Origin of the sequence: Thermodesulfitimonas autotrophica (genome assembly GCF_003815015.1) — a bacterium.
GTDB classification, from domain to species: domain Bacteria; phylum Bacillota; class Desulfotomaculia; order Desulfotomaculales; family Ammonificaceae; genus Thermodesulfitimonas; species Thermodesulfitimonas autotrophica.
The window spans coordinates 265,950-288,688 of the sequence record NZ_RKRE01000001.1 but is presented as its reverse complement, the minus strand read 5'-3'; the positions used below and the strand labels follow the sequence as shown (position 1 = coordinate 288,688).

Annotated in this window: 24 protein-coding genes and 1 pseudogene; 19 read left to right on the top strand and 6 right to left on the bottom strand. The window is 57.8% G+C overall.

Annotated features, from left to right (window positions below):
* Positions 1-10 precede the first annotated feature (10 nt).
* From EDD75_RS01360 to EDD75_RS01340, 5 genes and pseudogenes are all read left to right on the top strand, one after another.
* A complete protein-coding gene (locus EDD75_RS01360; protein ID WP_123926948.1) occupies positions 11-406 on the top strand; it encodes a hypothetical protein in 396 nt (131 codons plus the stop codon).
* Positions 399-2,966 (top strand): Hsp70 family protein, encoded by a 2,568-nt coding sequence (locus EDD75_RS01355; protein WP_123926946.1) that lies wholly within the window; start codon positions 399-401, stop codon positions 2,964-2,966. Before EDD75_RS01360 ends, EDD75_RS01355 begins: the two co-directional genes overlap by 8 nt.
* Positions 2,967-3,421: 455 nt before the next feature.
* Positions 3,422-3,766 carry a hypothetical protein gene (locus EDD75_RS01350; protein WP_123926943.1) on the top strand — a complete coding sequence of 115 codons (345 nt, stop codon included), beginning with the start codon at positions 3,422-3,424 and terminating at the stop codon, positions 3,764-3,766.
* Positions 3,767-4,003: 237 nt separating this feature from the next.
* Positions 4,004-4,369 (top strand): annotated as a pseudogene (locus tag EDD75_RS01345) (DNA-deoxyinosine glycosylase); the annotation flags it as partial.
* 127 nt (positions 4,370-4,496) lie between these two features.
* A complete protein-coding gene (locus tag EDD75_RS01340) occupies positions 4,497-4,865 on the top strand; it encodes a hypothetical protein (protein WP_123926937.1) in 369 nt (122 codons plus the stop codon).
* On the opposite strand, the gene EDD75_RS01335 is transcribed toward EDD75_RS01340, so the two are convergent.
* From EDD75_RS01335 to EDD75_RS01330, 3 genes are read right to left on the bottom strand one after another with little or no spacing between them, the layout of a single operon-like run.
* Positions 4,829-6,223: a hypothetical protein gene (locus EDD75_RS01335; protein ID WP_123926934.1), complete on the bottom strand. Its 1,395-nt coding sequence runs from the start codon at positions 6,221-6,223 to the stop codon at positions 4,829-4,831. The genes EDD75_RS01340 and EDD75_RS01335 overlap by 37 nt on opposite strands.
* A 33-nt stretch (positions 6,224-6,256) precedes the next feature.
* Positions 6,257-6,406, bottom strand: coding sequence for a hypothetical protein (locus EDD75_RS11100; RefSeq protein ID WP_170157652.1), 150 nt, complete (start codon positions 6,404-6,406; stop codon positions 6,257-6,259).
* Between the two features lie 59 nt (positions 6,407-6,465).
* Positions 6,466-6,648 carry a hypothetical protein gene (locus EDD75_RS01330; RefSeq protein ID WP_123926930.1) on the bottom strand — a complete coding sequence of 61 codons (183 nt, stop codon included), beginning with the start codon at positions 6,646-6,648 and terminating at the stop codon, positions 6,466-6,468.
* A 786-nt stretch (positions 6,649-7,434) separates the two neighbouring features.
* Between EDD75_RS01330 and EDD75_RS01325 the strand changes: the two genes are divergently transcribed.
* The 6 genes from EDD75_RS01325 (at position 7,435) to EDD75_RS01300 (ending at position 10,832) form a co-directional block, all read left to right on the top strand.
* On the top strand, positions 7,435-7,665 hold the full coding sequence (locus EDD75_RS01325) for a disulfide oxidoreductase (protein WP_211328034.1): 231 nt from the start codon (positions 7,435-7,437) through the stop codon (positions 7,663-7,665).
* Between the two features lie 11 nt (positions 7,666-7,676).
* Positions 7,677-8,141 (top strand): hypothetical protein, encoded by a 465-nt coding sequence (locus EDD75_RS01320; protein WP_123926927.1) that lies wholly within the window; start codon positions 7,677-7,679, stop codon positions 8,139-8,141.
* A gap of 309 nt (positions 8,142-8,450) precedes the next feature.
* On the top strand, positions 8,451-8,780 hold the full coding sequence (locus tag EDD75_RS01315; RefSeq protein ID WP_123926924.1) for a hypothetical protein: 330 nt from the start codon (positions 8,451-8,453) through the stop codon (positions 8,778-8,780).
* Complete coding sequence (locus EDD75_RS11480; RefSeq protein WP_123926921.1) at positions 8,768-8,938, top strand: helix-turn-helix domain-containing protein; 171 nt, start codon at positions 8,768-8,770, stop codon at positions 8,936-8,938. The genes EDD75_RS01315 and EDD75_RS11480 overlap by 13 nt, the downstream gene beginning before the upstream one ends.
* Entirely contained in the window at positions 8,881-10,434 is a 1,554-nt protein-coding gene (locus EDD75_RS01305; RefSeq protein ID WP_245963021.1) for a DUF2325 domain-containing protein, read from the top strand. The genes EDD75_RS11480 and EDD75_RS01305 overlap by 58 nt, the downstream gene beginning before the upstream one ends.
* Before the next feature lie 32 nt (positions 10,435-10,466).
* Positions 10,467-10,832 carry a hypothetical protein gene (locus EDD75_RS01300; protein WP_123926915.1) on the top strand — a complete coding sequence of 122 codons (366 nt, stop codon included), beginning with the start codon at positions 10,467-10,469 and terminating at the stop codon, positions 10,830-10,832.
* A gap of 10 nt (positions 10,833-10,842) precedes the next feature.
* Here the strand turns inward: EDD75_RS01300 and EDD75_RS01295 are convergent, their stop codons facing one another.
* Positions 10,843-11,397: an ImmA/IrrE family metallo-endopeptidase gene (locus EDD75_RS01295; RefSeq protein ID WP_123926912.1), complete on the bottom strand. Its 555-nt coding sequence runs from the start codon at positions 11,395-11,397 to the stop codon at positions 10,843-10,845.
* A 22-nt stretch (positions 11,398-11,419) separates the two neighbouring features.
* On the bottom strand, positions 11,420-11,860 hold the full coding sequence (locus EDD75_RS01290) for a helix-turn-helix domain-containing protein (RefSeq protein ID WP_123926910.1): 441 nt from the start codon (positions 11,858-11,860) through the stop codon (positions 11,420-11,422).
* 392 nt (positions 11,861-12,252) lie between these two features.
* Between EDD75_RS01290 and EDD75_RS01285 the strand changes: the two genes are divergently transcribed.
* From EDD75_RS01285 to EDD75_RS01250, 8 genes are all read left to right on the top strand, one after another.
* Positions 12,253-13,095: an HNH endonuclease gene (locus EDD75_RS01285; RefSeq protein ID WP_170157651.1), complete on the top strand. Its 843-nt coding sequence runs from the start codon at positions 12,253-12,255 to the stop codon at positions 13,093-13,095.
* Positions 13,088-13,402, top strand: a complete 315-nt coding sequence (locus tag EDD75_RS01280; protein WP_123926904.1) for a hypothetical protein — start codon at positions 13,088-13,090, stop codon at positions 13,400-13,402. The genes EDD75_RS01285 and EDD75_RS01280 overlap by 8 nt, the downstream gene beginning before the upstream one ends.
* A gap of 169 nt (positions 13,403-13,571) precedes the next feature.
* Complete coding sequence (recD2, locus tag EDD75_RS11255) at positions 13,572-17,048, top strand: SF1B family DNA helicase RecD2 (RefSeq protein WP_123926901.1); 3,477 nt, start codon at positions 13,572-13,574, stop codon at positions 17,046-17,048.
* 97 nt (positions 17,049-17,145) lie between these two features.
* A complete protein-coding gene (locus tag EDD75_RS01270; protein WP_123926899.1) occupies positions 17,146-17,370 on the top strand; it encodes a hypothetical protein in 225 nt (74 codons plus the stop codon).
* The gene (locus tag EDD75_RS01265; protein ID WP_123926897.1) at positions 17,371-19,074 is read left to right on the top strand and encodes a recombinase family protein; all 1,704 of its coding nucleotides are present in this window, start codon (positions 17,371-17,373) and stop codon (positions 19,072-19,074) included.
* 49 nt (positions 19,075-19,123) lie between these two features.
* Positions 19,124-19,315 carry a hypothetical protein gene (locus EDD75_RS11600; RefSeq protein ID WP_123926895.1) on the top strand — a complete coding sequence of 64 codons (192 nt, stop codon included), beginning with the start codon at positions 19,124-19,126 and terminating at the stop codon, positions 19,313-19,315.
* A 192-nt stretch (positions 19,316-19,507) separates the two neighbouring features.
* Positions 19,508-20,221 carry a response regulator transcription factor gene (locus EDD75_RS01255; RefSeq protein WP_123926892.1) on the top strand — a complete coding sequence of 238 codons (714 nt, stop codon included), beginning with the start codon at positions 19,508-19,510 and terminating at the stop codon, positions 20,219-20,221.
* Complete coding sequence (locus tag EDD75_RS01250) at positions 20,202-21,635, top strand: sensor histidine kinase (RefSeq protein WP_123926890.1); 1,434 nt, start codon at positions 20,202-20,204, stop codon at positions 21,633-21,635. Before EDD75_RS01255 ends, EDD75_RS01250 begins: the two co-directional genes overlap by 20 nt.
* 81 nt (positions 21,636-21,716) lie before the next feature.
* Here EDD75_RS01250 and EDD75_RS01245 read toward each other — a convergent pair whose 3' ends face one another.
* Positions 21,717-22,250 carry a Spy/CpxP family protein refolding chaperone gene (locus EDD75_RS01245; protein WP_245963046.1) on the bottom strand — a complete coding sequence of 178 codons (534 nt, stop codon included), beginning with the start codon at positions 22,248-22,250 and terminating at the stop codon, positions 21,717-21,719.
* Positions 22,251-22,739: the final 489 nt, after the last annotated feature.

Genomic DNA, 22,739 nt, shown 5'->3' with positions numbered 1-22,739 from the left:
GAGATACTGGATGGCAGAAATCAACGTCTCAAAGGAGGTAATGGTAGAAATGGCGGTCGAGATGTGGCGTCTCAACCGCCGGATTCTAAAAACGAGGAGTCCGGGCTCCGGGGCATCGCCCGCTTTGCGGTACAGTTGTGAGAAAATCGCAAACGCTCTCGAGGAACTCGGTTTTACGTTTATCGAGTTTGACGGGCAGCCTTACGATTCCGGAATGGCTGTAGAGGTTGTTGACGCAACGGAGGATGATTCGCTCCCTGCAGGAGCGCTACGGGTGCAGGAAACAGTCAAACCCGTGGTGATGTGGAGGGGCGAGCTTCAGGCTCTTGGTCAGGTAGTGTTAGTGAAAGGCGTAGGACGTGAAAGTGAAAGTTGTAAAGGGTCGGGGGGCGCTACAGATGAGTGATTTTATTAATTACGGTATCGATTTGGGGACCACCAACTCAACGATTGCCATGTGCGATACCCCTGGTGGCGAAGTGAGGATTTTTAAGAATCGCGACCAAATGGAAGTAACCCCTTCTGTCGTCCGGATTGAGAAAAGCGGTCGTATAATAGTCGGTTGGCGTGCTTACCAGACGCTATTTTTAGATCCCGAAAACGTAGCAGCCGAATTCAAACGCTGGATGGGGAAGCCCGAAAAGAAGCTTTTTCGCGCTTCCGGACGGTCGATGGGGGCCGAAGAACTTTCGGCAGAGGTTTTGAAGTCCTTACTGTCCGACGCCAGGAGCCAGACCAAAGACCCTATAAAGGCAGCCGTTATCACCGTGCCGGCGGCTTTCAGACACTCACAATGCGAGGCTACTGCCCGGGCGGCGGCGCTTGCTGGGCTCGAAGAATCCCCGCTCCTGCAGGAGCCGATCGCGGCTTCTATCGCCTACGGCATGAAGCCGGAGATGCGGGGTGGACGCTGGCTCGTCTACGATTTGGGCGGCGGCACTTTCGACGTGGCGGTGGTTTCTTCAAGAGACGCGAGACTGCAAGTTTTGGCTCACCGCGGCGATAACGAGCTGGGAGGAAAAAACTTCGACATATTAATAATCGAAAGGCTGCTTCTTCCGGCCCTTGAAGAGGAATATTACTTACCTTCTAAATCAGGCAATCCGGAAGCATTCAACAAGTTGTGGCAGGTTTTGAAAAGCGCGTCTGAGGAATTAAAAAAGGACTTGAGCTTTGCCGAAAAAGGGGTGGCGCGGATATATGATGCCGGAGAGGATCTGGAAGGGAACCCTATTGAGTTCGAGATGGAAGTGAGCCGTAAGGATTTCGAAGACCTGATTGAGCCGTACGTGGTCAAAACGATTAACTTATGCAGGAAAGTTATCGAAGAAGCACGATTGACCCCAGATGATATAGCGCGGGTAATCCTGGTTGGCGGTAGCACGTATGTACCTCTTGTCAGGGAGGCACTGGCTGCAGAGTTCGGTGGGGAGTTGGATTACTCTATTGATCCCGTCACGGTGGTGGCTCGGGGCGCTGCAATTTATGCTTCCATGCTGCCAAGACAAAAACGTGAGCGGCCTGTTGACACTGATTTAACTGACCGCACTCTGCGAATTAAACTTTCCCATCCCGCGGTCTCAACCGAGCTTTCCTGTGTGGTTGCGGGAAAATGCGAAGAACTCGCAGGCAAGCAGGGATGGGAAGTCCTTGTAGAAGGAGAGGGTAATTACTGGAACAGCGGTTGGGTTCCGCTCGTTGACGGGTTTTTCGAAACCAACGTTCTGCTGATAGAAGGTAAAAGCGTGCGGTTTTATATTCGGCTCAGGGATAAAAAAGGAAACTTGTTTGCGGCAACTCCTAATTCGTTTGTGATTACGCATAATCCCTTTGAGATAGCCGACCCGCCGTTGCCCTATTCCCTCGGAGTGGAGGTTGTGGAGCCGGATGGTCGCACAAAGGTCGATGTAATAGCGAAGCGCTCTACTCCTATACCACCTGGTGGTCTGGTCTATCGGTTAAAATACTACGCTGACCGGAGCCTGCTCCCAAGTAAACCCGACGGCTATATCGCAATTAAAATATGGGAGGGAGAAAATTTTGAAGACCCAGAAACCAGCGAATTTGCTGGCGCCCTCGTTATCTGGGCGAAAGACCTTTCCCGGCCGCTTCCGGAAGGTGAGGAAATCGAACTATGGGTAAAGATAGACCAATCCAGGCTGATTTACGCTTCGGCTCATGTTCCCCGCCTCGATATCCATCTTGAGAAAATATATAGATGTGACCCTCAACCAGGAGAGTTAGACCAAAAAGTTCAAAAAGCGGCGAGTGAAATGGATGAATTGTATACTGAACTGGAAGAGCTTGAAACCCTTGGGGAGGAAAGCAACCATCGAGAGCTAAAAGCATCTGTAAGGAGTATCCGCGAAAAACTTGACGAGGCTTGGGCACGGAGTCAGGAATTAGAGCAAGGCCAAATCTCTTCTCTGGACCCCCAGGAGAGCGCTCAAAGGTTCCTGAAAGAAATAAGGGAAATTAAACAGGAGATTGCGGACCTAAGACGAAGAACATTGATTCCTGATAAGGAGGCGTGGTCAGGTTCGGATCGTCTACAGGAGATTTATGAGCGGGTCGGGAAACTTGTCGCCGATTATGGAACAGATTCAGATAGGCAAGAGTACGAGTTATTTTCTCGCGACTTGGCGCGTGTGCGCAAAGAAAAAGATCAAAGACTTTATGAAATTCTAGTGGAGGATTTGGAGAGATTCGAATGGCGGATCCTCTTCAGACAGGATTGGTTCTGGCTGGGGCTTTTGGAAGAATTCAACCAACCTGGGCACCAGTTTCTCGATCAACAGAAAGCTGCTCAATTACTTCGAAAAGGTAACCGGGCCGCAGATATCAACGATATAGACCAGGTTCGGGAAGTAGTCCGCGCCTTATACAAATTGCTACCCCAGCCAGATGCAGAGAAGGACTGGGAAAAAGTACTTAAAGCCGGGATACGGAAAACTAAACACAAGTAACTCGGGAGAACATGTTTGCGACCCAAAGGTGGAGTTGTCTCTATCGTTGATGGTGTAAAATTGGTGGTTGGAGCGGGAGGGGATTGTTTGTTTGGTAGACTCTGGCAGCCACTAATAGGAATATGGCGCCTCATACTGACTAATCGCTCAGGTCTTCGATAGGAAAGAAATGTGGCTACCACCCAGCAGGAGCGAAATGTCTGCTCTTTATGTTGATTCACAATTAAAATTGGGTTCCCGGTAATCCTGACAAGGTTACCCTCACACAAGTTGCATGAGGCTGCTGCGAGGGAAAGCTTCAGAAACGGAGAGTACGGCCCCTACGTTCAAGCGGTAGTTAGGATGGTACGATAAGTTCGCAAGACCTCCGCACGTGGTTGAGATCGGCACGAAGTGAGGGCAAACCCTGTCCGTGCGATGGACTTATAAAAACGAGTGGAAGGTGTTGGTAATCAATGGGTCTGATAATTCAGTTGACTGGTGTAATATGTGGTATCACAGGTTGGTTATTACATTTACCGATATTATTCGTATTGGGAGGCTTACTTTGTCTCACGCTGGATATGATCGGAATTTTTACCGGTGCTTTAAACCCAGGAGGGCAATTAATAGTCTTTATAACTTTATCTATTGGCTTACTGGTCGGAATATGTCTTTCATCTTGGTGGAAAGGACTTCTTGGTGCGGCCCTTATTAGTAATGCGATAGAAGTGGTAACTCTTGTCCCCTATCTATGGGCGGAAAGGAAACTGGACTCTTTAACCCAAAAGCACAAAACCAAGTGGGGCAGAGATAAATAGTGCTTTGAGGTGGTGTGCAGCCTGTTAGAGTTATAAGGAGTCCCTTTTAGGCTGGCGGGCTTTATTCAATCTGCCGTGGCATTACCGGAACAAATATTCGTGGGGGACGTTAATATGAAATGCCTTGGGCTTCCCCCGATGATCGGCCCGAGTTCAAAAGTGCTGATCCTCGGGACTGTACCCGGCAAAAAATCGCTTGAGCTAAAGCAGTACTACGCCGACTAGAGAAATCGCTTTTGGACTGTTATCTTTTCTGTACTGGGAAAACCGATACCACCGGAGTACTCGGAAAGAATTGCCTGTCTCTTGGAAAGTGGCATTGCCTTGTGGGATGTCCTGGCAAGCTGCGACCGCCGGGGTAGCGGCGACAGAACCCTTAGAAATCCGGTGGCGAACGACTTTTCCAGCCTGTTTGCCCAGTATAGATTCATAAGGCTGGTAGCGTTTAACGGCAGAACGGCTGAAAAGTTGTGGAAGAAGCTCGTAAAGATACCCTTGCAGTCGTCAGTTGACTTCAAAGCGTTGCCCAGCACGAGTTCAGCTTTCGCAATGCCGCTGGAAGAAAAACTGTCATCGTGGTCGGTAATAAAGGACTTTTTGTGAAACTAGATTGACGTAATTTGGTGGGACACTAACAAAACCCGGCTTTACCAGAGGTTTCGCGGACTGCTATTGGATTGTTATTTTTGATAAAACAAAAGGGACCTGCCCGAAGGGCCAGTGAAGGTTTGTGTTTTTCGAAACTGCTGAGAACTGGATCATCGAAGAGGGCGACCTTATGCCATTGCAATTTGGCGATTACGTGTTTGAAGGCCCTTTTGAAGCGATCGAAAAGATAGACGAGAGACCTGGCGTCTGTGTGATCCTGTGTGGCTCGAAGGATGGAGAATTTTCTGTATTGGACACCAGGGAATCCGGGTGGGGCTACCCTGATGGGTTCGGGCTTTTGCAGAGAGATCAACAATCGAGGGCCGCAGGCGTGAGAACAAGACTCAAAAAGCACAATCGGAAAAAGTGCTGGGAGGAGTGCTGCGCAGGCAGTTCTCTTCTTTTTGCTGTGCGCTACAAGAACGATGACCAGGAGCGCCTTGGTGCTTGAGAAGATAGCCGCCGCATCCTTCCCGTTTTTAATGGGGAGTCACCAGTCTGTTGTGGGTCTCGAACCCCGGTTGAATATTCCGACCTCCGGCAGTAGCTGGTAGACGCTTGGTCATCCTGGTAAGTCACCCTTAGCCCTTTACTCCAGTAATAACAAACCCACCCGGGCCGAGGCTGCCAGGAATATTCGGGCTTCCACCAAGGAGAGCTGTAATTCACTTCCCGGTGGACCATGATCCAATTTCCGTATGCTGCTGGATAGCTGACGCGGCAGTAGACGGGAGCAATCACATCCTTCCGCAAAAAGTCCCGGTTGTGCCACAAGAACAACGCGTACCCGAATTGATTACCGCCGATCGCGGCAGTAAGAGTCCCGCCAAGTCCATCTGGTACCGTGGCAGCTCCGGGATAAAAAGTATAGCCGCTTGCCTCAACCACAGCTTTCACTTCTAACCAAGCCGGTTGTGTGGGTTTAAGTTGCTCTGGCTGCCCGTTTCCGCTGGCGGCAACTCGATTGGCCTTTGGCCGCTGCGATGCGGCCTTCTTGGCCGGTGCCGCTTCCTGCTTCTTAAGAGGCGGTCTGGTTTCTTTTACCGCTGGCACCTTCTGTGCACATGGCTGAGCCTGCTCACGCTGAAGCTGTGATGTTTTCTGCGCAGGCGACGGCGTCTTCTCGAACGCAACTGTAGGTAGTTTGTCATGCGCCAGCTCTACCATTCTCACGGCGGCGGCTCCGAAAAGGAAAGCTGCAACAACCAGCAGTGCCAGGGACAGCCCCTGCCACAAATTTGTTTTCGGTTTCAGTCCCCCTCCGGCAGCCGAAACTGGCGATGCGGCCGGCACCGTACCGGAAAGCTCCTCGCCGGGTGCCGTCCGGCTTGTCCCGAAAGTCCTGATTGCCCCGGGCAGGTACGCTGCCGTTTCCTCAACTTGGCCGGTAGTTCCGGCGGCTCCAGAGGGATGCCTGCCGGTCTCCCTGCGTCTTTTCACCCTCCCGGAAACCCAGGCGAGAAGCGAACCGCTTAGCAGGACCGCAGCGCAGAAGCGGAGCACTTCCGGCGCTTTCAGCTGGCCGCACCATTGGCCAAGATGCTCCTTTGCCGCGTGCAGGGAAGACAGGACGAAAGTGGTGACCGCCTTCCCGACCCAGAAGGCGCAGCCGCAGAGCGCCAGGAAGGCAGCGATCTTGAGCGCTTGCAAAAAGATGTCGCGGTTATTGAGTGCTGGCCGGGCCCGGAAATCAAGGCCGGCGTCCGCGGTCCACGATTCGTGCGGGGGGACCGGGAGTCGCTGCTTCTTCATCCGCAGGTAGGCCCAGACCGCACCGCCAGTTAAAGAAAGCGCGCTCAAAGCAAACACAAACGCTAAAAGTTTCGGGTTCCACCACTGCAGTCAGTTGGTCAGGAGGACCCATCCCGTGCTCAGGAAGAAAATCACCCCGGCACCGAGGGCGAAGCCGGAGAGCGCGAGGAAACCGATGCCCAGAATCAGGACAAAGCGCCGCCAGAAGTTCGGGTTCTTAAGGAACCGCCAGGTCTGCATATCTTCACCACCTCAGGGGCGGTAAATGCTCTTTCGCCGGCAGGCTGGTGAACGGCCACCTACCACTTGCGGCAGCGTCTCCCCTGCTCTTCCCTCTTTGTTTTCCACAGGGAAAGACCGAGGAAGAGTCCGAAAAACATCGCGGTGCTCAAGGCAACGCCCGGGTCACGAAAATAGCCCCAGCTGATCAGAAAGATGACCGCCGGTATCAAAAAGAAGCACAAGAAGAGAAAAGGAAGCACACCCATTCCTCCCAGCCGCAGTGGCCACCGGACGCAAGGATAAAACCGTTGAGAGATTACCCCGGTTTCCCGGAATTGACGGGCCGGAATCCGTCCCGCCAGAAATAAGCGGTTGTCCCGGGTTGGCTTCTTTTCCGGGAGCCGGAGTCTGCGAAACCCGTGCCGTCCGGCCAGGCGGCATTACATCAGTGCTATCTTGTCCCCGGAAGCTTGCAGCCGCGGGAAACGGTTTCCCCGGTAAGTGTCGGTCCTCGGGAATTTGTTGTTGCGCCAGAGGAAAACGAGTTGGGCCGCCCTTGCTTTGCTGCTCTTCTGCGAGTTGTTGCCGGAACGAAGGATAAACCCCCACTGGTGTTTCCGTTCTCTCTCTCCAAGATTCGTCCTTTCTATATAAGGATAGCATAAAAACCAGAAACCGGCAAAAATTTCGGTCACGGCGGGCCTGGCCTGAAGGACCCCGAAGCAGAAGAGGTTCAGGCGGAAAGAGGTCCTCCTTCCTCCTGGTGGTCCTTCTGAACGGCATTTCGTCTGATTTGCCCGGTGAAAAACAAAAAATTGGCTGCGCGTGTGCGTTCCGCGTTTTCTTCCTTCCCTGCCCTGGTCGGCAACAAGCGGGCTGGTTCTTCTCGTGCCCTCCGGGGTCCGCAGAAAACCCAGCAGGATTCTCTCAACCCGTGTCGAAAGAAGAGCAGGGAAGGGGGAGGAGGATTGCCCTCTAGCGCCTGGCGGGTGGTGGAGGGGGATCCGCCTTCCCCGCAAATCTCCTGGAGGAGGCAGGGTGGTTCCGTGATCACCAAGGAGATGAAGGTCCTGGAGGTAATGGAGCGCTACCCCGCGACGCGGCCGGTCTTTGAAACCTGGGGGCTGCGCTACAGGGTCTGCATCCCGTGCAACTCCCTCTTCGACACCCTGGAAGAGCTGGCGAGGAACAGGGGGATGTCGCTTGATAAACTCCTGGCCGACCTGAACAGGGCAGTCGCCTCCGGCTCCAATACCTGCCCGCGGTGCAGGGGGTAGGGGGTGGAGAGATGGCGGAGCGGCGTGCCGCCATCCTGGTCGGCATGGTGCGGTCTGAAGATCTGGCGGCGGCTTACACAGCGGTGCATAATCACGGCCTGGCGGTCTTCGGCACGACGGAGGGGATGACCCTGCGGAAGCTGGCGGAGGCCCTCTCCGGCGGCGGGGAAGCCCTCTTCTACTTCTGCGCACCCGACATCGCCCCGCAGCGGGTGGCGGTGGCCCTGGGCCGGGTGGCGGGCCTCTGGACGGACATACCGGAAGAAGCGCGGTCGGAGGAGATCAAAGAAGGCTTCGCGAAGGCATTCGGGAAGTGCTGGGACGACGTGGTGGTCGGTAAAGAGCGGGAGGTCCTCTTCCAATTCTGGGAGGCCTACGTCGGGGTAAAGGCCCTCAAGCCTCACCCGGAGGTGACTGTGGCCAGGATCCGGGAGGAGAATCCGGGGATTCCGGTGCTGGAGGTGCTATTGGGATAAGTTGGCCTGGAAACGGTTCAAAAAAGCGCCGCGGAAATACGTTGGCACCCGTCCGGGCAACAAGCCCGTCTGCCGGGTGATGAGCTGCGCCCACCACGCCAGGGGCCGCTGTGTCCTCGGGAGACGGAACGCGCGGAGGCGCAAGGGCAGCCTTACGTATTCGATCCCCTGCGAAGCCTTCACTTTGAAGCCCGGCTCCCGCCCGCCGAGGACGATAAAAACGCAAAGTCTCCCCGAAACCCCTTGACGAGCTACGAATTCGTAGCTATACTGAAAATAGAAACTACGAATTCGTAGGAGGAGAGTGCAATGAAGGTTTTCAAGGTAGCGGACCACGGGTTGGTTTACGTTAATCCTCCCGAATCCCGCTGGGCCGATTTGGGAGACGACGGCGAATTCGAAATTTACGAACTCGCCGTCGATGAAGAGATGTGGCCGGCGGGGTTTGTTGTCGCCACCGGGCGCTGGTTCCGCCCGGATGGCACGATAGTTCCGGGCCGCTTAGAGTTCAGCCTGGCCGACCCGGAAGTAGAAGCTAAAAGAGTAGAGGACCTGACCGCCCTGGATCTTCTTACCGCCGGCTGGGAAACATGGACCGTCGAGGTGGACATTAACCCTTTTGCGAAGTGCTCACTTTAAAGGAAGCTGCCGAAGAATGGGGCGTCGCGGACGCCACGATCCGCCAGTACATCCTGAAGAGGAAGTTCCGCGCTAATGAAGTGCGGAAATCGGGCGGGACGTGGCTGGTAAAGCGGTCGGCGATGAGGCGGGTCTTTGGGTCGCCCAGGAAGCAATAATAATTCAGTTCCTCCCGGAAAACGCCAGTCAACCCTTAAAGAACGCGAAGGAGATCGTGCTACAGATGCCTCGGCCTAAGTTTCATGCCCAGTTTCTGTTTGAGCGGGCCTGCCCGCACTGCCGCAAGATAGTGCGGGTTCTGGTCCATGACTACGGGGAGTTGACCCCGGAGAATCTCGATGAAAAAACCGGTATGCACAATTTCCCCGTCCTGCCGGTGAAGTGCCCCCTGTGCGCGGGGGAAGACTGGCCGACGCACGCGGTGCTTTTCGATGCCACGGAGGACCGGGTGGTGCGGCGCGTGCCTCTGGGCACGGCGGACCTCCCGGTTGTGGGTGGGGGCGCCCCCTACGCGGTCACCTACAGCCCAGAGGAGCAGGCGGAGCTCGAGCGCGGCCTGGCGAAGCTCCCGGAGTTCTTCCGGCAGAAAGGAGAGGAGTTCTGGGAGAGGTACTGCGCCTGGGCGCTCTCCCGCTGGCGGGACGCGCTAAAGGAGATCTCTCCAGAGGAGTGGGCGGAGGGCTATGCCTCCCTGGGTGTTTCCCTTCCGGGCCACCCGAGCCCCGCAGCGTGCAGGAAGGACGCCGAGGCGCGGTTCGCGTCGGACAAAGAGAAAACTGCGGCCTGGCGGGCGCTCAACCGCTGGCTGGTGGAAAAAGAGTTTCTATGGATCCCCGTCGACCAGTGGCCGGTCGAGGAGTGGGCCGCGCGCTACGGCAGGGAGCGGGTCACGTGGCTTTTGCTCAACCTGCCGCTGCTGGAAGAACTCGAGCGGTGGCGCACGGAGAAGCTGGCCCCGGCCGTGCCGAAAAAAACCTGTGGTCCGCAAGCGGTGCTGTGGGAACGGATAAAACAGCTGGGTCAAGCACTGGACAGACAGCGGCGGCGGTCGGAAGAGCTCTCCCGTCTGCTCCAGGAGGAGCGGGCAGCGCGGCACAACCTGGAGGAAAAGCTGGCCGCGGCGCGGGCCGAGGTCTCGCGCCTGCGGGAGGAGCTGTCCGGGAGGCCTGTCGAGGCGGGCCGCAACCCGGAAGACGCGAGGAGAATCGCGCGGCTCAAGTCCCTGGTGCGCGAGCTGAGAGAAGAGGTCCTGCATCTGCGGGAAATGCTACCGCGCGAGGAGCCTGCGCCGGACAAAGAAGAGCCGACGCCGGTCACGGCCCCGGCGGAAGAAGTCCCGCGGCTGGAAGATGTGCTCGTGGGCAGGATCGTGGTCGCTTTCGGCCGCGTCGGAGAACCTTTAAATGGTCCCGTCCGGATCCTCTGGCACCACGGCGACAGGTGGGACTTGGACGCCGAGCGGCTGGCGAAGGAAGCGGACGTGCTGGTGGTGCTCACGCGCTTCTGCTCTCATGAAGCGATGTGGGCGGCGAAGGAGTTTGCGGCGGACACCGGGAAGCCGATAGGCTTCGCCCGCGGGAGTGGTGTGGAGAGCGTGCTCCGGGCCGCGGCAGATGTTTGGGCGCGGCAGAAGAAGGAGCAAGAGTTTTTGTAGGAAAACCTTTTTGGCTGGTGGTGGTTTTTTTGGTGACGCAGGAAAAATTTCCGCGACCCCTCACGGATCAGGAGAAAGCCTGGCTGCGCCAGGCGCTTTCCCTCCTGCCAACAGGGGAATACTTCGGCGGGGGCCGGTGGGTCGACATAGAAACCGGCGAGGCAAAGCCGCTCGACCCGCCCGTAGACCCGGAGCCGTACCTGGCGCAGATCGAAGACCTGGTGGTGGTCGACCGGTGCCGGTGCGGCAACCCGAGGTGTCACACGGTAGATTTCCAGCACTACCGGCCGGGCCACAGCATGGCGCTGGTGCATACAAACACCGACGACGGGCGGGAGTTGATCGTGTTCGAGGACGAAGAGACGGGCTGGCTGACGCAGCTGGAAGTGATTGGGTGATGGAAAACACTTAAAACAGCGCTTCCGCCCTGTCAAACAGGCCCAGCTCGTCCAGCCTGATCATCATGGCCTCCCAGGAAACCCCGAACTCTTCCGCCAGGCGGTCGATGTCCTTAAACTGCACCGCGCCCCCGGCGGCCCTCCTCACCCACGCCTTGGGCATTAAAAATTCTCTCACGAAAATGTCCACCTCGCGGTCGAGGATTTTCCTCTCCTTTTCGGTCAGTCTGTCCTCGGCCAGCGTGTCGGGAATGTAGGTGGTGTAGTGCCCCAGCACGATGTGGCCCAGCTCGTGCGTGAGGGACCACCTCATCCTGCCGGGGTTGGAGACGTTCACGCTCACGAAGTACTGCCCCCGGTAGCGGAAGACCACGGCGTAGTCGATTTCCGGGATGTCGTGGTAGCGGAGCACCGCCACCATCTTCCTGGCAACGGCCTCCACGTCGACGGGCGGCCCGGTCAGTCCCAGTTCTTTGATCAGGAGCCTGGCTTTAGCCCTGGCGTAGCGCTCTCTGACTGCTGTAGGGCGCAGGCGCGGTTGCTGCTCCATTCGCTGGTTCTCCATCCGCCGGTTCTCCCTCGTTTCCCTACTCTTGTTTTGTATCGGGCGATTGCTCTTGTCCTTTAGCTTCCGCGGGCTCTTCCTGTTTTTGCTCGGGCTCCTTGATCATGGACCGGCAGAGCCGGAGCAGGAGGTTCTTCTCGTCGGGGGAGGCCGCCTTGCATGCCCGGCGGAAGATTTCGACTTCCTCCGCGAACTCCGGCGGTTCCGGAGCGATCTGGTTCATGTCGTCCGACCTCCCCAGGAGGAAATCCACGGAAACCCCGAGCGTCTCCGCGAGCTTGATCACCACGTCCAGGGAGGGCCTCATGTACCCCCTGAAGTAACAGTTGAGGGACTTGTAGTTTATCCCCGCTTTTTCGGCCAGGTCGATCTGCCTCATGCGCCGCGCCCAGAGCGCGTCCTCCAGGCGCTTTCTGAACGTTTCCAGGTCGAAAACATCCACCTCTCTCTTCTTTTTGACCACACAGAACCCCCCTCACAAAAACATTGTCCTTCGCAAAAACAAAATATTGACTGCTCGAAGCTACCAGAGTATAATCTTAATTGAAACAGATTATAACCAGGGGCCAAAACCATTATACCTGAAAACATCGGGAAACAATCCACAGACTGTCCCTGGAAAGCAAAAAAAATGTGCGAAAATATCCGGCCTCTATAAGATTGTGATACTCGGCCGGCGGCTTTGTTAGCAAGACGCACCGAATAGCGTTAAAGTATCCCTGAAAAACAAAAATAATGTGCAAAATATCTGGGCCCCCCTCGCGGGGCCTGGTCTGCTTTCGCGAAACCCAAAAAAAGTGCAAAATTCTCCCGGCTCAAAGCGGCCGGGTTTTGTTTTTTTTCGGGGGTGATTTTTTGGGTGTAATCCAGTTTCCGAAGAAAAAGCGTGTCAAGAGCCAGAGCGCGATCGACGCGGCCAGGAAGCCCTACTGCGAGTACTCCGGCCAGCCCGGGTACTGCCACGTCCACCACATCAGGCGCCGTTCGCAGGGCGGCGACGACATCCCGGAGAACCTGATCTCGCTCGCCCCGGAAGTCCACGACGCCGTTCACAGGGGCAAGATCGACCGCTACGTTCTGATCCTCATCGTGGCGCGGCGGGAAAACTTAACTCCCGAAGAGATCTGCAAGAGGATCGGGGAGCCAATCCCTTCCGAGTGGCCCGACTATACCCCGCCGGACCCGCCGCCCTGGGAGGAAGTCCTCCAGATTCTTCTTTCGCTGGAGGAGGCGCAGGACGACTGCAAGTGGCGCCAGGGGGAGATACTCGCCGCCCTGGTTGATTACGGCGTGCCCCGGAAGACCATCGCCTCGGAAATTGGGAAGTCCGCCTCATATATCCGCGAGAGAGTCAACACCTGGCGGGCCTTCCCCGACGAGGGTACGCGCGTGCGCGAGCTCTCGTGGCAGCACCACAGAATAGCCGCGAAGACGGATGATCCCCGGAAGTGGATAGAGGCGGCCGCCGACAACGGCTGGAGCACCAGGGACCTGGAGCGCGCTATAAAAGAAGCGAAAAACCCCGGGTTGGCTCTCTCTCAGGAGGAGAAGGAGCTCAAGCAGGCCGAGGCCCTCTTCGCGAAGCTCGAAGAAACGATAGCGAAGGGCGGCCCGGCGGGGAAGTGGCTCCTGGAGAAGACGGCGGAATTGCTCGAAGACCTTGGGGTTACGAAGAAAGGGGTGCGGGCCAGTGCCTAACTACAGATTTATCGAGCTTCACTGCAACCCGGACGGTTCTTATACTGCGATCGCTAAAACTCCGGACAAAAAAGTTGTCAGGCTCGAAGCCCCTCCGCCGCCCTGCCGGGATCCGGAGAGACTGCCGGAGCTTTGCGACGGGCGGGTTCCCACCTGCGAACGCTATGTCGCCCCTTCGGGAAAACAGGCGGAAGAAGGCATCGTCGCCTGCGGTTGCAAGAATTACGAAGAGTGCGCTAACGCCTGGGTCGAGGTACTGAGGAAACCCGCCGAGATAAAGAAAGGAGAAAAACGCCTTGGTGCTTGAGAAAGACAGGCGCCGCATCCTGCAAGGAGATCACGGCAAAACTCACCGAGGCCGGGTTCCAGGTTCGAGCCGGAGAGATAACCGCTCTAACCTGACCCGGATCCCGCCTAAAAGGACAGTTAGCCGGGAGATAGACCCCGGCTAAAAATTTTTCAGGGAGGTGATCATCTTGTCCCGGGCCGCGCAGGCCGAAGCGACCCTCACCGGGATCGTCAGGCGCTTTATCTACCGCTCGGGCGACTTCGGTATCTTCAAGCTGGACGACACCATTGCTTTAGGCGAGGTCCCCGGCGTGAGCGAGGGAGACAAGCTTACCGTCAGGGGGAAGTGGGAAACCCACCCGAAGTTCGGGAGGCAGTTCAGGGTGAAGTCCTGGGAGAAGCCCGTCCCCTCGACGAAAGAGGCGGCGGTCGAGTTCCTCTCCTCCGGTTTGATCAAAGGGGTGGGGCCGGCCACGGCACAGACCATCGTGGACACCCTGGGACCCGACGCCGTGAAGAAGATCCTCGACGGGGGCCCCGGGCTTTTAAAGACCGTCAAAGGGATAGGGGAGAAGAAGGCCCCGGAGATCGCCCGCCAGGTGAGGGAGACCTACCAGGTGTCTCTCGCGGTGTCGGAGCTCGTCGGGATGGGTCTCTCCTGCAGGGTGGCCCTGAAGGCTTACAAGGAGTTCGGGCGCCGGGCCGCCGAGTTCGTCAGGCAGAACCCTTACTGCCTGACGAAACTTGATTTGATCGGCTTCCACCGGGCGGACGCGATAGCGCGGAACCTGGGGATCGCGCCCTCTTCACCCTTCAGGACGGAGGCCGCCCTGCGCCATACCCTGAACGAAGCCCTGTGGACGGAGGGCCACACCTGCCTCCCCGAGGGCGAGCTGATCTCCAGGGCGCTCGAACTCCTGAACAAGGAGGGAGACTACGTGTCTCCGGAGCAGGCCGCGGCCGTCCTCTCCAGGATGGAGGGGATAGCCCGAAACGGGAAGGTGGCCTTCTCCTGGGCGCGCCGCTTCGAGGAGGAGATAGCCCGGGACGTGAAGAGGCTGGCCGCGGCGAAGCATCCGAAGCCGGAGGCTTTGGAGCGGAGATACCCGGTCCCGGAAAAAGAAAACCTCGAAAACCTCATCCCCGGCGTAACCCTCACCCCCGACCAGGTACACGCGGTCAGGGTGGCCCTCTCCGGCGGGATTTCCATCCTCACCGGGGGCCCCGGCGTGGGCAAAACCCAGACCGTGAGGGCCGTGATCGAGGCCTTCAGGCGCGAGAACCCGTTCGGGAGCGTGGTCCTGTGCGCCCCCACGGGGAGGGCCGCCAGGAGATTAGCCGAACTCACCGGTCACCCGGCGCACACGATACACAAACTCATCGGGATGCGTGAGGACGGGGCGGCCCGCAACAAAAACAGCCCCCTGGACTGCGACCTGCTGGTGGTGGACGAGGCCAGCATGGCAGGGATCATAATGGCGAAGCGCCTCCTGGAAGCCGTCCCGGACGGCTGCCGGGTGCTCCTCGTGGGCGACGTCAACCAACTCCCCTCGGTCGAGCCCGGAAACGTCCTGCGGGACCTCCTGGATAAAGTTCCGACCGTGCGCCTCACGAAGGTCTTCCGCCAGGCCGCGGAGAGCCGGATAATTTTAAACGCGCACCGGATTAACAGGGGAGAGATGGTCTTAATTGATCGCTACCGGGACGACTTCGTGCTCCTGGAGAGAGAGGACCCGGAGGACGTCAAGAGCTGCGTAAAGACCTTCGTCGAGAGGCTGCCTTACGGGCCGATGGACCTCCAGGTGCTCTCCCCCATGCGGAAGGGGCCATTGGGCACCATAGAGCTGAACAAGCTCCTCCAGAGAAACCGCCCCGGCCCCAGAGTCGCGCACGGGCAGTTCGCCTACCAGGTGGGCGACAAGGTGATCCACACGAAGAACAACTACCTCAAGGGCGTGATGAACGGCGAGATTGGGGTGGTCGAAGAGATTAGAGAGGTGGACGGCGCACCCGTTTTGTATGTCCGCTACAACGGCGACGTGGTGGAGTACACCAGGGACGACCTGGACGAACTGGAACCGGCCTGGGTTATTACGATACACAAATGCGTCGCGAAAGACACATGGATCTGGACTTCGGAAGGCATGCGCCGGATCGGAGACATCGAGCCCGGCCTTGAGCCCGGGGAGGTTGCCCCGTTCACTCAGGAAGTCGGGACGCCTGAAGGGCTGGTTCCGGCCAGCCGGGTGATATGCATAGGCCGGCGTCCAACCGTAAAGATAACCACAAGAACGGGCCTGGTGCTGGAGATGAGCCTCGACCACAGGGTGCTGGTAGCCGACGACCTGACCGGTGAGGAAAGGTGGGTTCGTGCTTGCGACCTGCAAAAGGGCATGCGGCTGCCGGTTCCCCGCGGCATGGAACTGGGGCCACAGCAAGAGTTATCCACGGCACCTTTCCATCCCGGCCACCATCCCAAAGGTCACCGAAACAAGGGGGTTCGTTGGCCGGACAAAGTTGACGAGAACTTGGCCGAAGTGTTGGGAGCTCTTGTGGCCGATGCGAACTACACAGACCGGGAGGACGGTCGCGTTGAATTGTGCAAGAACGGTCCCTGGCGAACTTACATCCGGCAAAAGATCGAAAAACTCTTCAACGTCCGCTGTACGGAGAGAAAAACGCCCGGCAAGGCTGCCCGGTTTTACTTCCATAGCAAGACCGTGCGAGAATTTCTTCAATGGTGCGGCTTAGATTACGTTACAGCTTCTCAAAAGACGGTTCCCCGAGTTATTCTGTCAAGCCCGCCCTCGGTCCAGGCCGCTTTCCTGCGGGGCCTTTTTTCGGGAGACGGAGCATTCACCTCAGTCGTAGTTCTTTCGACATCCTCAGCGGTGCTCGCGGAGCAGGTCCAACTACTCTTGTTGAACCTGGGAATTGTGTCAAAGCGCTACCTCCTTAGGGAGAGCAATGACCGGTGGAGTCAAGCCTGGAGACTTGAGATCTCGGGCTGGGACGCAGACCGGTTTGCCGAAGTAATAGGCTTCAGCAACAAACCCAAGATGGAAGCCCTGCTCCGAAGCCGGGCGAGGAAGACGGCGGGGAAAAGCCTTCCGAAAACGAACTGGGACACGATTCCCGGAGGCCGCTCCGTTGCCCTGGGGTTGCGGGAAGCCCTGCGCCGGAGAGACGGGAAAAACTATCGCGCAACGCGCCGAGTTAAGAAACTACTGTTCCAGGTGTGCGCGGGCAAAGCTCGTCTCACGTACCATCACGTTGACCTGCTCCTCAAAGAAGTGTTTGACTTGCGTTCTCTGGGGCAACCGGCAGCCCAGCTGATGCGGTGGGCCGAGAAACGCTGGTTCTACGACGAAGTAGTAGCCATTGAGCCCGGCGAGGCCGAGCTTTACGACCTGACCGTCCCCGGACCCCACTGTTACATATCCAACGGTATAATTTCGCACAATTGCCAGGGATCCGAGTTCCGGTGCGTGATCGTCCCCGTCCACACTTCCCACTACGTCATGCTCTACCGGAGCCTTCTCTACACTGCGGTCACGCGGGCCAGGGAGAAGCTGATCCTGGTGGGCACGAAGAAAGCCCTCGCGATGGCGATCAGAAACAACAGGCCCGTGCAGCGGTACACGGCGCTGGCAAGCCTGCTCTGACTTGACAATCGGGCGCGGATGATCCGCGCTTTTCTTTTTTTAGGAGTTAATCCGCGCTGCAGCGCGCAACCTATCGCCAGAGGAGGTTCGTAGCAGGATGGCGAAACAGAAACCTAAAAGGATTTCACTTAACGGCATCGAATACAAAGTAACGGAAGAAGAAGGAGACGTCCGGCTGGAGAGAAAAGACCCTGCGGGCTTTACGGTGGTCAACGTTTTCAAGAGCCGTCCCGACTCCAGAGAACGGCTGGAGGAGTTCAAGAAGCAGGCCGCGGCGCTCGTCCTGCAGGCCGTTGATGCTGCTAAAGGAGAAAGAACGTAGATGCCGTCCGTTGCGGTCCTTTACCGGGTCTCTACCAAGAAGCAGGCCAGAAAGCAAAGACGGCTGCTGGAAAACGACGAGTCTCTTCCCGTCCAGGCGGCGGTTATCAAAGAATTCGTTGCCCGGCATCCCGACTGGACGGTCGTCAAGGAATACGTCGAAGAGATTTCAGCTTTCAAGTTCTCGAAGGACGACCGGGACATCATCCAGCAGGTCATCCGGGACGCCATGAACGGCGTCTTCGATATACTTCTCGTGTTTAAGTCGGACCGGCTTTCCCGCAGAGCTTTCGAGTATCCGATGATCCTGTGGACGCTCCAGCAGTCCGGAGTGACGGTCATTTCCGTCGCCGACGGCGGCAAGGTTTTAAACATGAAAGACCAGCCCGAAAAACTGATGCGCTTCGTGGAAGGCTGGCAGAGCGAGACGGAGAGCATCAACACCAGCATCCGGGTCAAAGAGGCCATGCAGAAGCTTGCCGAAAAGGGAGTGTGGTCCGGCGGGAGGCCTCCTTACGGTTTCAGGCTTTCTGAAAGAAGAACAGGGCCTGCGCTGGAGATACACGAACCGGAAGCTGCCGTAATCAAAGAAATGGTCCGGCTGTATCTGGAAGAAGGTTTTGGGAGCAAACGGATAGCTGCGGTTTTGAACGAGAAGGGCGTCCGCACCCGGGAGGGGCGTCTGTGGACGGATACGCGCGTGCGGCAGATACTGCAGAATCCGATAATCGCCGGTCTGCCCGCCTACGGGCGGACGCGCCCCGGGAATACGCCCAAAAGCAGGGTCCGGAAAGCCAAAGGGTGCTGGACCGACCTTTCGAGTTATACAATCCCGCGCGATGAAAACGGCAACCCGAGGCCGGTCCCGGAATATCAGATAATTCCACTTGAGACCTGGCTGCGGCTTGTCGAGAAGATGAAGCAGATGAACTCCGGCGGCGCCGCCGTCCGCGCAGGCGCTGCGCCTTCAACTGCCTTGCTTACCGGGTTCCTCGTCTGCGGGCACTGCGGCAGGACTTTCAAGTCGAGCTCCGGGCTCTGCCGTCCCGACCGGAACGGGGTTCGGAAGAGGCGGCGGGTTTACAAGTGCGTTACCCACGACCAGATCGGCGGCGGCAACAAGATCTGTTCCGGCCAGGGGAGCTACGTTCAGCACAAAATAGACAACGTCTTCCTTAAAGAGCTGGAGACGTTCTTAAAGCGGGTCGATCCGGAAGACCTCCTGCGGTACGTCGAGATAAAAGAGTCCCGCGCGGCGGTCGAGGCCTCAATGCTCCGGAAAACGCTGGAGGCCGAGGCGAGAAAAACCCGGAAGGTACTCGACGCCTGGACGAAACGTCTTGAGGACTACTTTGCCGCCCCCGAAAACAGCCTCTATTCGGAAGATTACCTGGCCGCCAGGGTTAAGGAAGCCAGGGACAAACTGAACCGCCTGGAGGCGGAACTCCTCAGCTTGAACCAGCAGGTTGCGGCGCACGCGCGGAGGCGGACCGACCTTGCCGCTTTCGCCAGGCGGGCCGCGGAATGGTGGGACGTGTTTCTTGAGGCGCCCGTCGAAGTCAAGAAGCGGATGCTCTCGCAGATCATCGAGAAGGTCGTGGTCTACCGGGACCGGATAGAAATTCACTACTGCATCGACCTCCGCGAGTTTATTGCCAGAACAGAAGAAAAGCCCATCCGCTTCAAGGTGCAAGCTGCTTTATAAACCAAAATGCCGGAAATCTGGATAGAGTAGCGACAAGGACACGTTAGGCGTGCCTTATTTCTGGCCGCTTATTCCCTTCAACCTCAAGGCTTGGGGCAGCGTAATTGTCCGCCCACCGGTGGCTGTGCAACGCAGCCGCCCTTCGGTCTTAAAGCCTATTGATCCGGACCGGCAGCCGACAAACGAGCCCCGGCCCGCCGCAGCGCGCAAGCCGCTATTTAGCCGCAAGCAACGTTCATAGGGCTGAGTAATTTGGCCACTAAAATGAGGGGCGACAACCGGCTGCCCTGAGGACTCGCTCTTTTGGGCTTTTCGAAAGGCCCAACTTGAGCTCCCCCGTCCCCGGAGAATCTACCTTCCGGTATCGGCTTGTGTTACGATATTGGTAGTAGTCTTATCCGGAAAGGCAGACCTTCGGGGAGGTCCTTCGAACGTGCAGCCCAAAACCGAGCCGGTGCGGATACTGATCATCGATGACGAGCCCCGGATTAGGGATTTGCTCCGGAAATATCTCGCGGCGGAAGGATTCGTGGTCGGCGAAGTCGCGGACGGTGAAGCGGCGGTAACGGAAGTCTGTTCAGGCCAGTGGGACCTCGTTATCCTAGACATAATGCTTCCTAAAAAAGACGGCTGGGAGGTTTGCCGGGAAATCCGGAAAACTTCGGAGGTGCCGGTGCTGATGCTTACGGCCCGGGGCGATGAGATTGACCGGGTGCTGGGTTTAGAGCTCGGCGCTGACGATTATATTGTCAAACCCTTCAGCCCGCGGGAAGTTGTGGCGCGGGTGAAGGCGGTGCTGCGGCGGGTGAAAAAAGGTGCCGCGCCCGGGAAACTGTTTTCCTTCGCCGGTGTGGTGATTGAACCAGAGGCGCGGACAGTCACGGTGAACGGAACATTGCTGGCTCTAACCCCGAAAGAGTTCGACCTCTTGCTGGCGCTCGCCCAGGCCCCCGGCCGGGTCTTCCGGCGCGAGGAGCTTTTAAGGTTAGTCTGGGGCTACGATTTTTACGGAGATTCGCGGACGGTGGATACCCACATCACCCGCCTCCGCGAAAAACTGAACCAGGCGGGGGCGCCGCCGCTTATTACCACTGTCTGGGGCGTGGGTTACAAATTAGAGGTGCGGGATGCGGAGCATAGCGGCTAAGCTTTACCTCACCATGGTCCTCCTGGTCACCATGGTGCTGGGTATCTTAGGGCTGACGCAGACGAGAGCGATAGAGTGGAGCTACTACCGGTTTGAGGCCCGCCGGATGGTGGCCGAAGCGGAAGAGCTCGCAGGGCTCCTATCCTCGGGGGCGGCGCCGGAAGCGGTAGGTGAGCGGGTCGCCTTCTTGAGCCAGGTCTTCCACGCTACCGTCTTGGTTGTTGACGCTACCGGCCGGGTGCAGCAATGGCGGGGGATGGGGCCGTGGCGGCGCTTCTACGCGGGAATGGTGCTCGGCGGGGAGGACGTGGCGGCGGTGCTGGCCGGTAAAACGGTGCACCGTGAGGGCGCGCACCCGCTCTTTGAAGGGGTGCGCCTCCTGTGGGTCGGGGTCCCCATTCGTTCTGGGGGTGCAGTCACCGGTGGCGTTTTCGTTTACGCGCCCGTCGCCCCTTTGGAAGCTAGGGTGAGAGGCCTTGAGGTAACATTAGTCGTGGCCCTTCTGGGCGGGGTGGCGCTCGCCGGCGTCTTGAGCTTCTTCGTCGCCCGCCATTTCAGCCGGCGCCTGGTGGCGATGGAGAAAGTGGCCGAGGCAATGGCTGCTGGCGACTACGCGGCCCGGGTCGCGGTCGCCGGAGAGGACGAGGTGGCCCGCCTTGGCGCATCGCTCAATAAGTTAGCCGCGGAACTACAAAAGCGGCTTGAAGAGCTTCAGCGCATGGACACCGCACGGCGGGACTTTGTGGCCGCCGTTTCCCACGAACTGCGGACGCCGCTCAGCATCATTCAAGGCTACACGGAAGCGATCCTTGACGGAATGGTGACACCTGAGGAACGACACCAGTACCTCACCGCGATCCGGGAGGAGGCGGAGCGGCTCCGGCGCTTGACCAACGAACTGCTCGATTTGCGGCGCCTCGAAACAGGAGCGCTTAAAGTACGGCGCGAAGAAGTGAATCTCGGAGAGGTTGCCGAGCGGGCCGCGGCTCGCTTCAAGACCCAGGCGGCTACCGCCGGGCTCCACTTCCACGTTGAGGTATCTCCCGTACCCCCTGTTGCCGGTGACCCCGACCGGTTAGCGCAGGTCGTCGTCAACCTGCTCGATAATGCCTTCCGGTTTACGCCCGCGGGTGGTAGCGTTATCCTCCGCGTGGAACCTGCGCCGGAAGGAGTCGCTCTCACCGTACAGGATACCGGCCCCGGCATTGCACCGGAGGAACTCCCCTACATCTGGGAGAAATTTTACCGGGGCGATAAAGCCCGCGTCCGCACTACGGGCGGCAGCGGCCTTGGCCTGGCGATAGTGAAACAGATCGTCGAGCTGCACGGCGGCCGGGTTGCGGTCGAGAGCCAGCCCGGCGCAGGAAGTACTTTTAGAGTAGTGCTTCCGGTAGCCCCGGGCGATGCTTACTAAAAATTGTGGCCGATGATCCCGGAAGAAAAAACAAACCGGGGGAGTTTTTGCTCCCCCGGTTGTGGCGCTACTACCGGCTGATTACCAGCTGCCGCGCGGTCCGAAGTCACCACCAAAACACGGGCCGCCGCAGCCTCCCATGCCGGGGCCAAGGCCGCCAAAGCCCTTCATACCGCCGCGCCCGTGCCGCCCGCCGCAACCGCGCAGGGACTGGAGCTTCTCCTTCTGCTCTGGCGTTAGGACAGAATCCATCTTCTGGCGGCATTCCTGAGCGGTCTCGCGGAGCTGGTCGCGCAGATTATTGATCTCCTTGATCTTGGCGTCAATAGCTGCCTGGTCCGGGTTTTCCTGCCAGCGCAGCTGCCGCAACGCAAACGTGGCGTCCATCAGCTTGATGCGCAGGTCCCGGGTCTTATTGTACATCTGCTGCTGGATATCCCGGATCTGTGCTGCCTGTTCGGAAGTCAAGCCTAGTTCCTGCACCGGGTTTGGCCCGCCCGTAGTGGTAGCCTGCGGCCCGTTGTTGCTTGTGGCCGCTTGGGCAAAGACTGGAACCGCAACTGCCAGAGCCAGCACCAGTGCCAGCGCGACCAGGAACCTTTTTTGCCGTAGCATCACAGCTTCACCTCCCTTCCGGTCAATTTTTCGCCTTCCACTTTTAGTTTAAGGAGAAACTGTGGCCGAACTTTGAAGAAAAGGTTACAGTTTTGTTAAATTCGATTCTCTAAATGCCGTAGCTTGACTATTAAAGGCTGTCCCCCTAATTATGCGTGTCCAGTGTTTAATAGTGAAAAAAAGAATTTGAGGGAGATATCTTGCATTTTTTCGAGGTACAAGCGTATAATTAGTTTGTTGAATAGGAGCCTTTTTGGGCCGGTCTCCGGAAGCGCCACACGATACTTCTGGAAATCTCGGAAGAGGAGGCGGTTTACGATGGCCAAGGGAATGAAGCACCAGCTCAAGGACGATATGAGGCTGGTCTGGCTGGCAGGCGCCTTGCTTGCAGCCTACTTCGCGTTAAACTATCTTGCCCGTTACCTTCATTAAAACCTACTCTCAGTTGACTTAAGGCGGGAACCACCCGTCTTTTTTTCTACGCGTGAC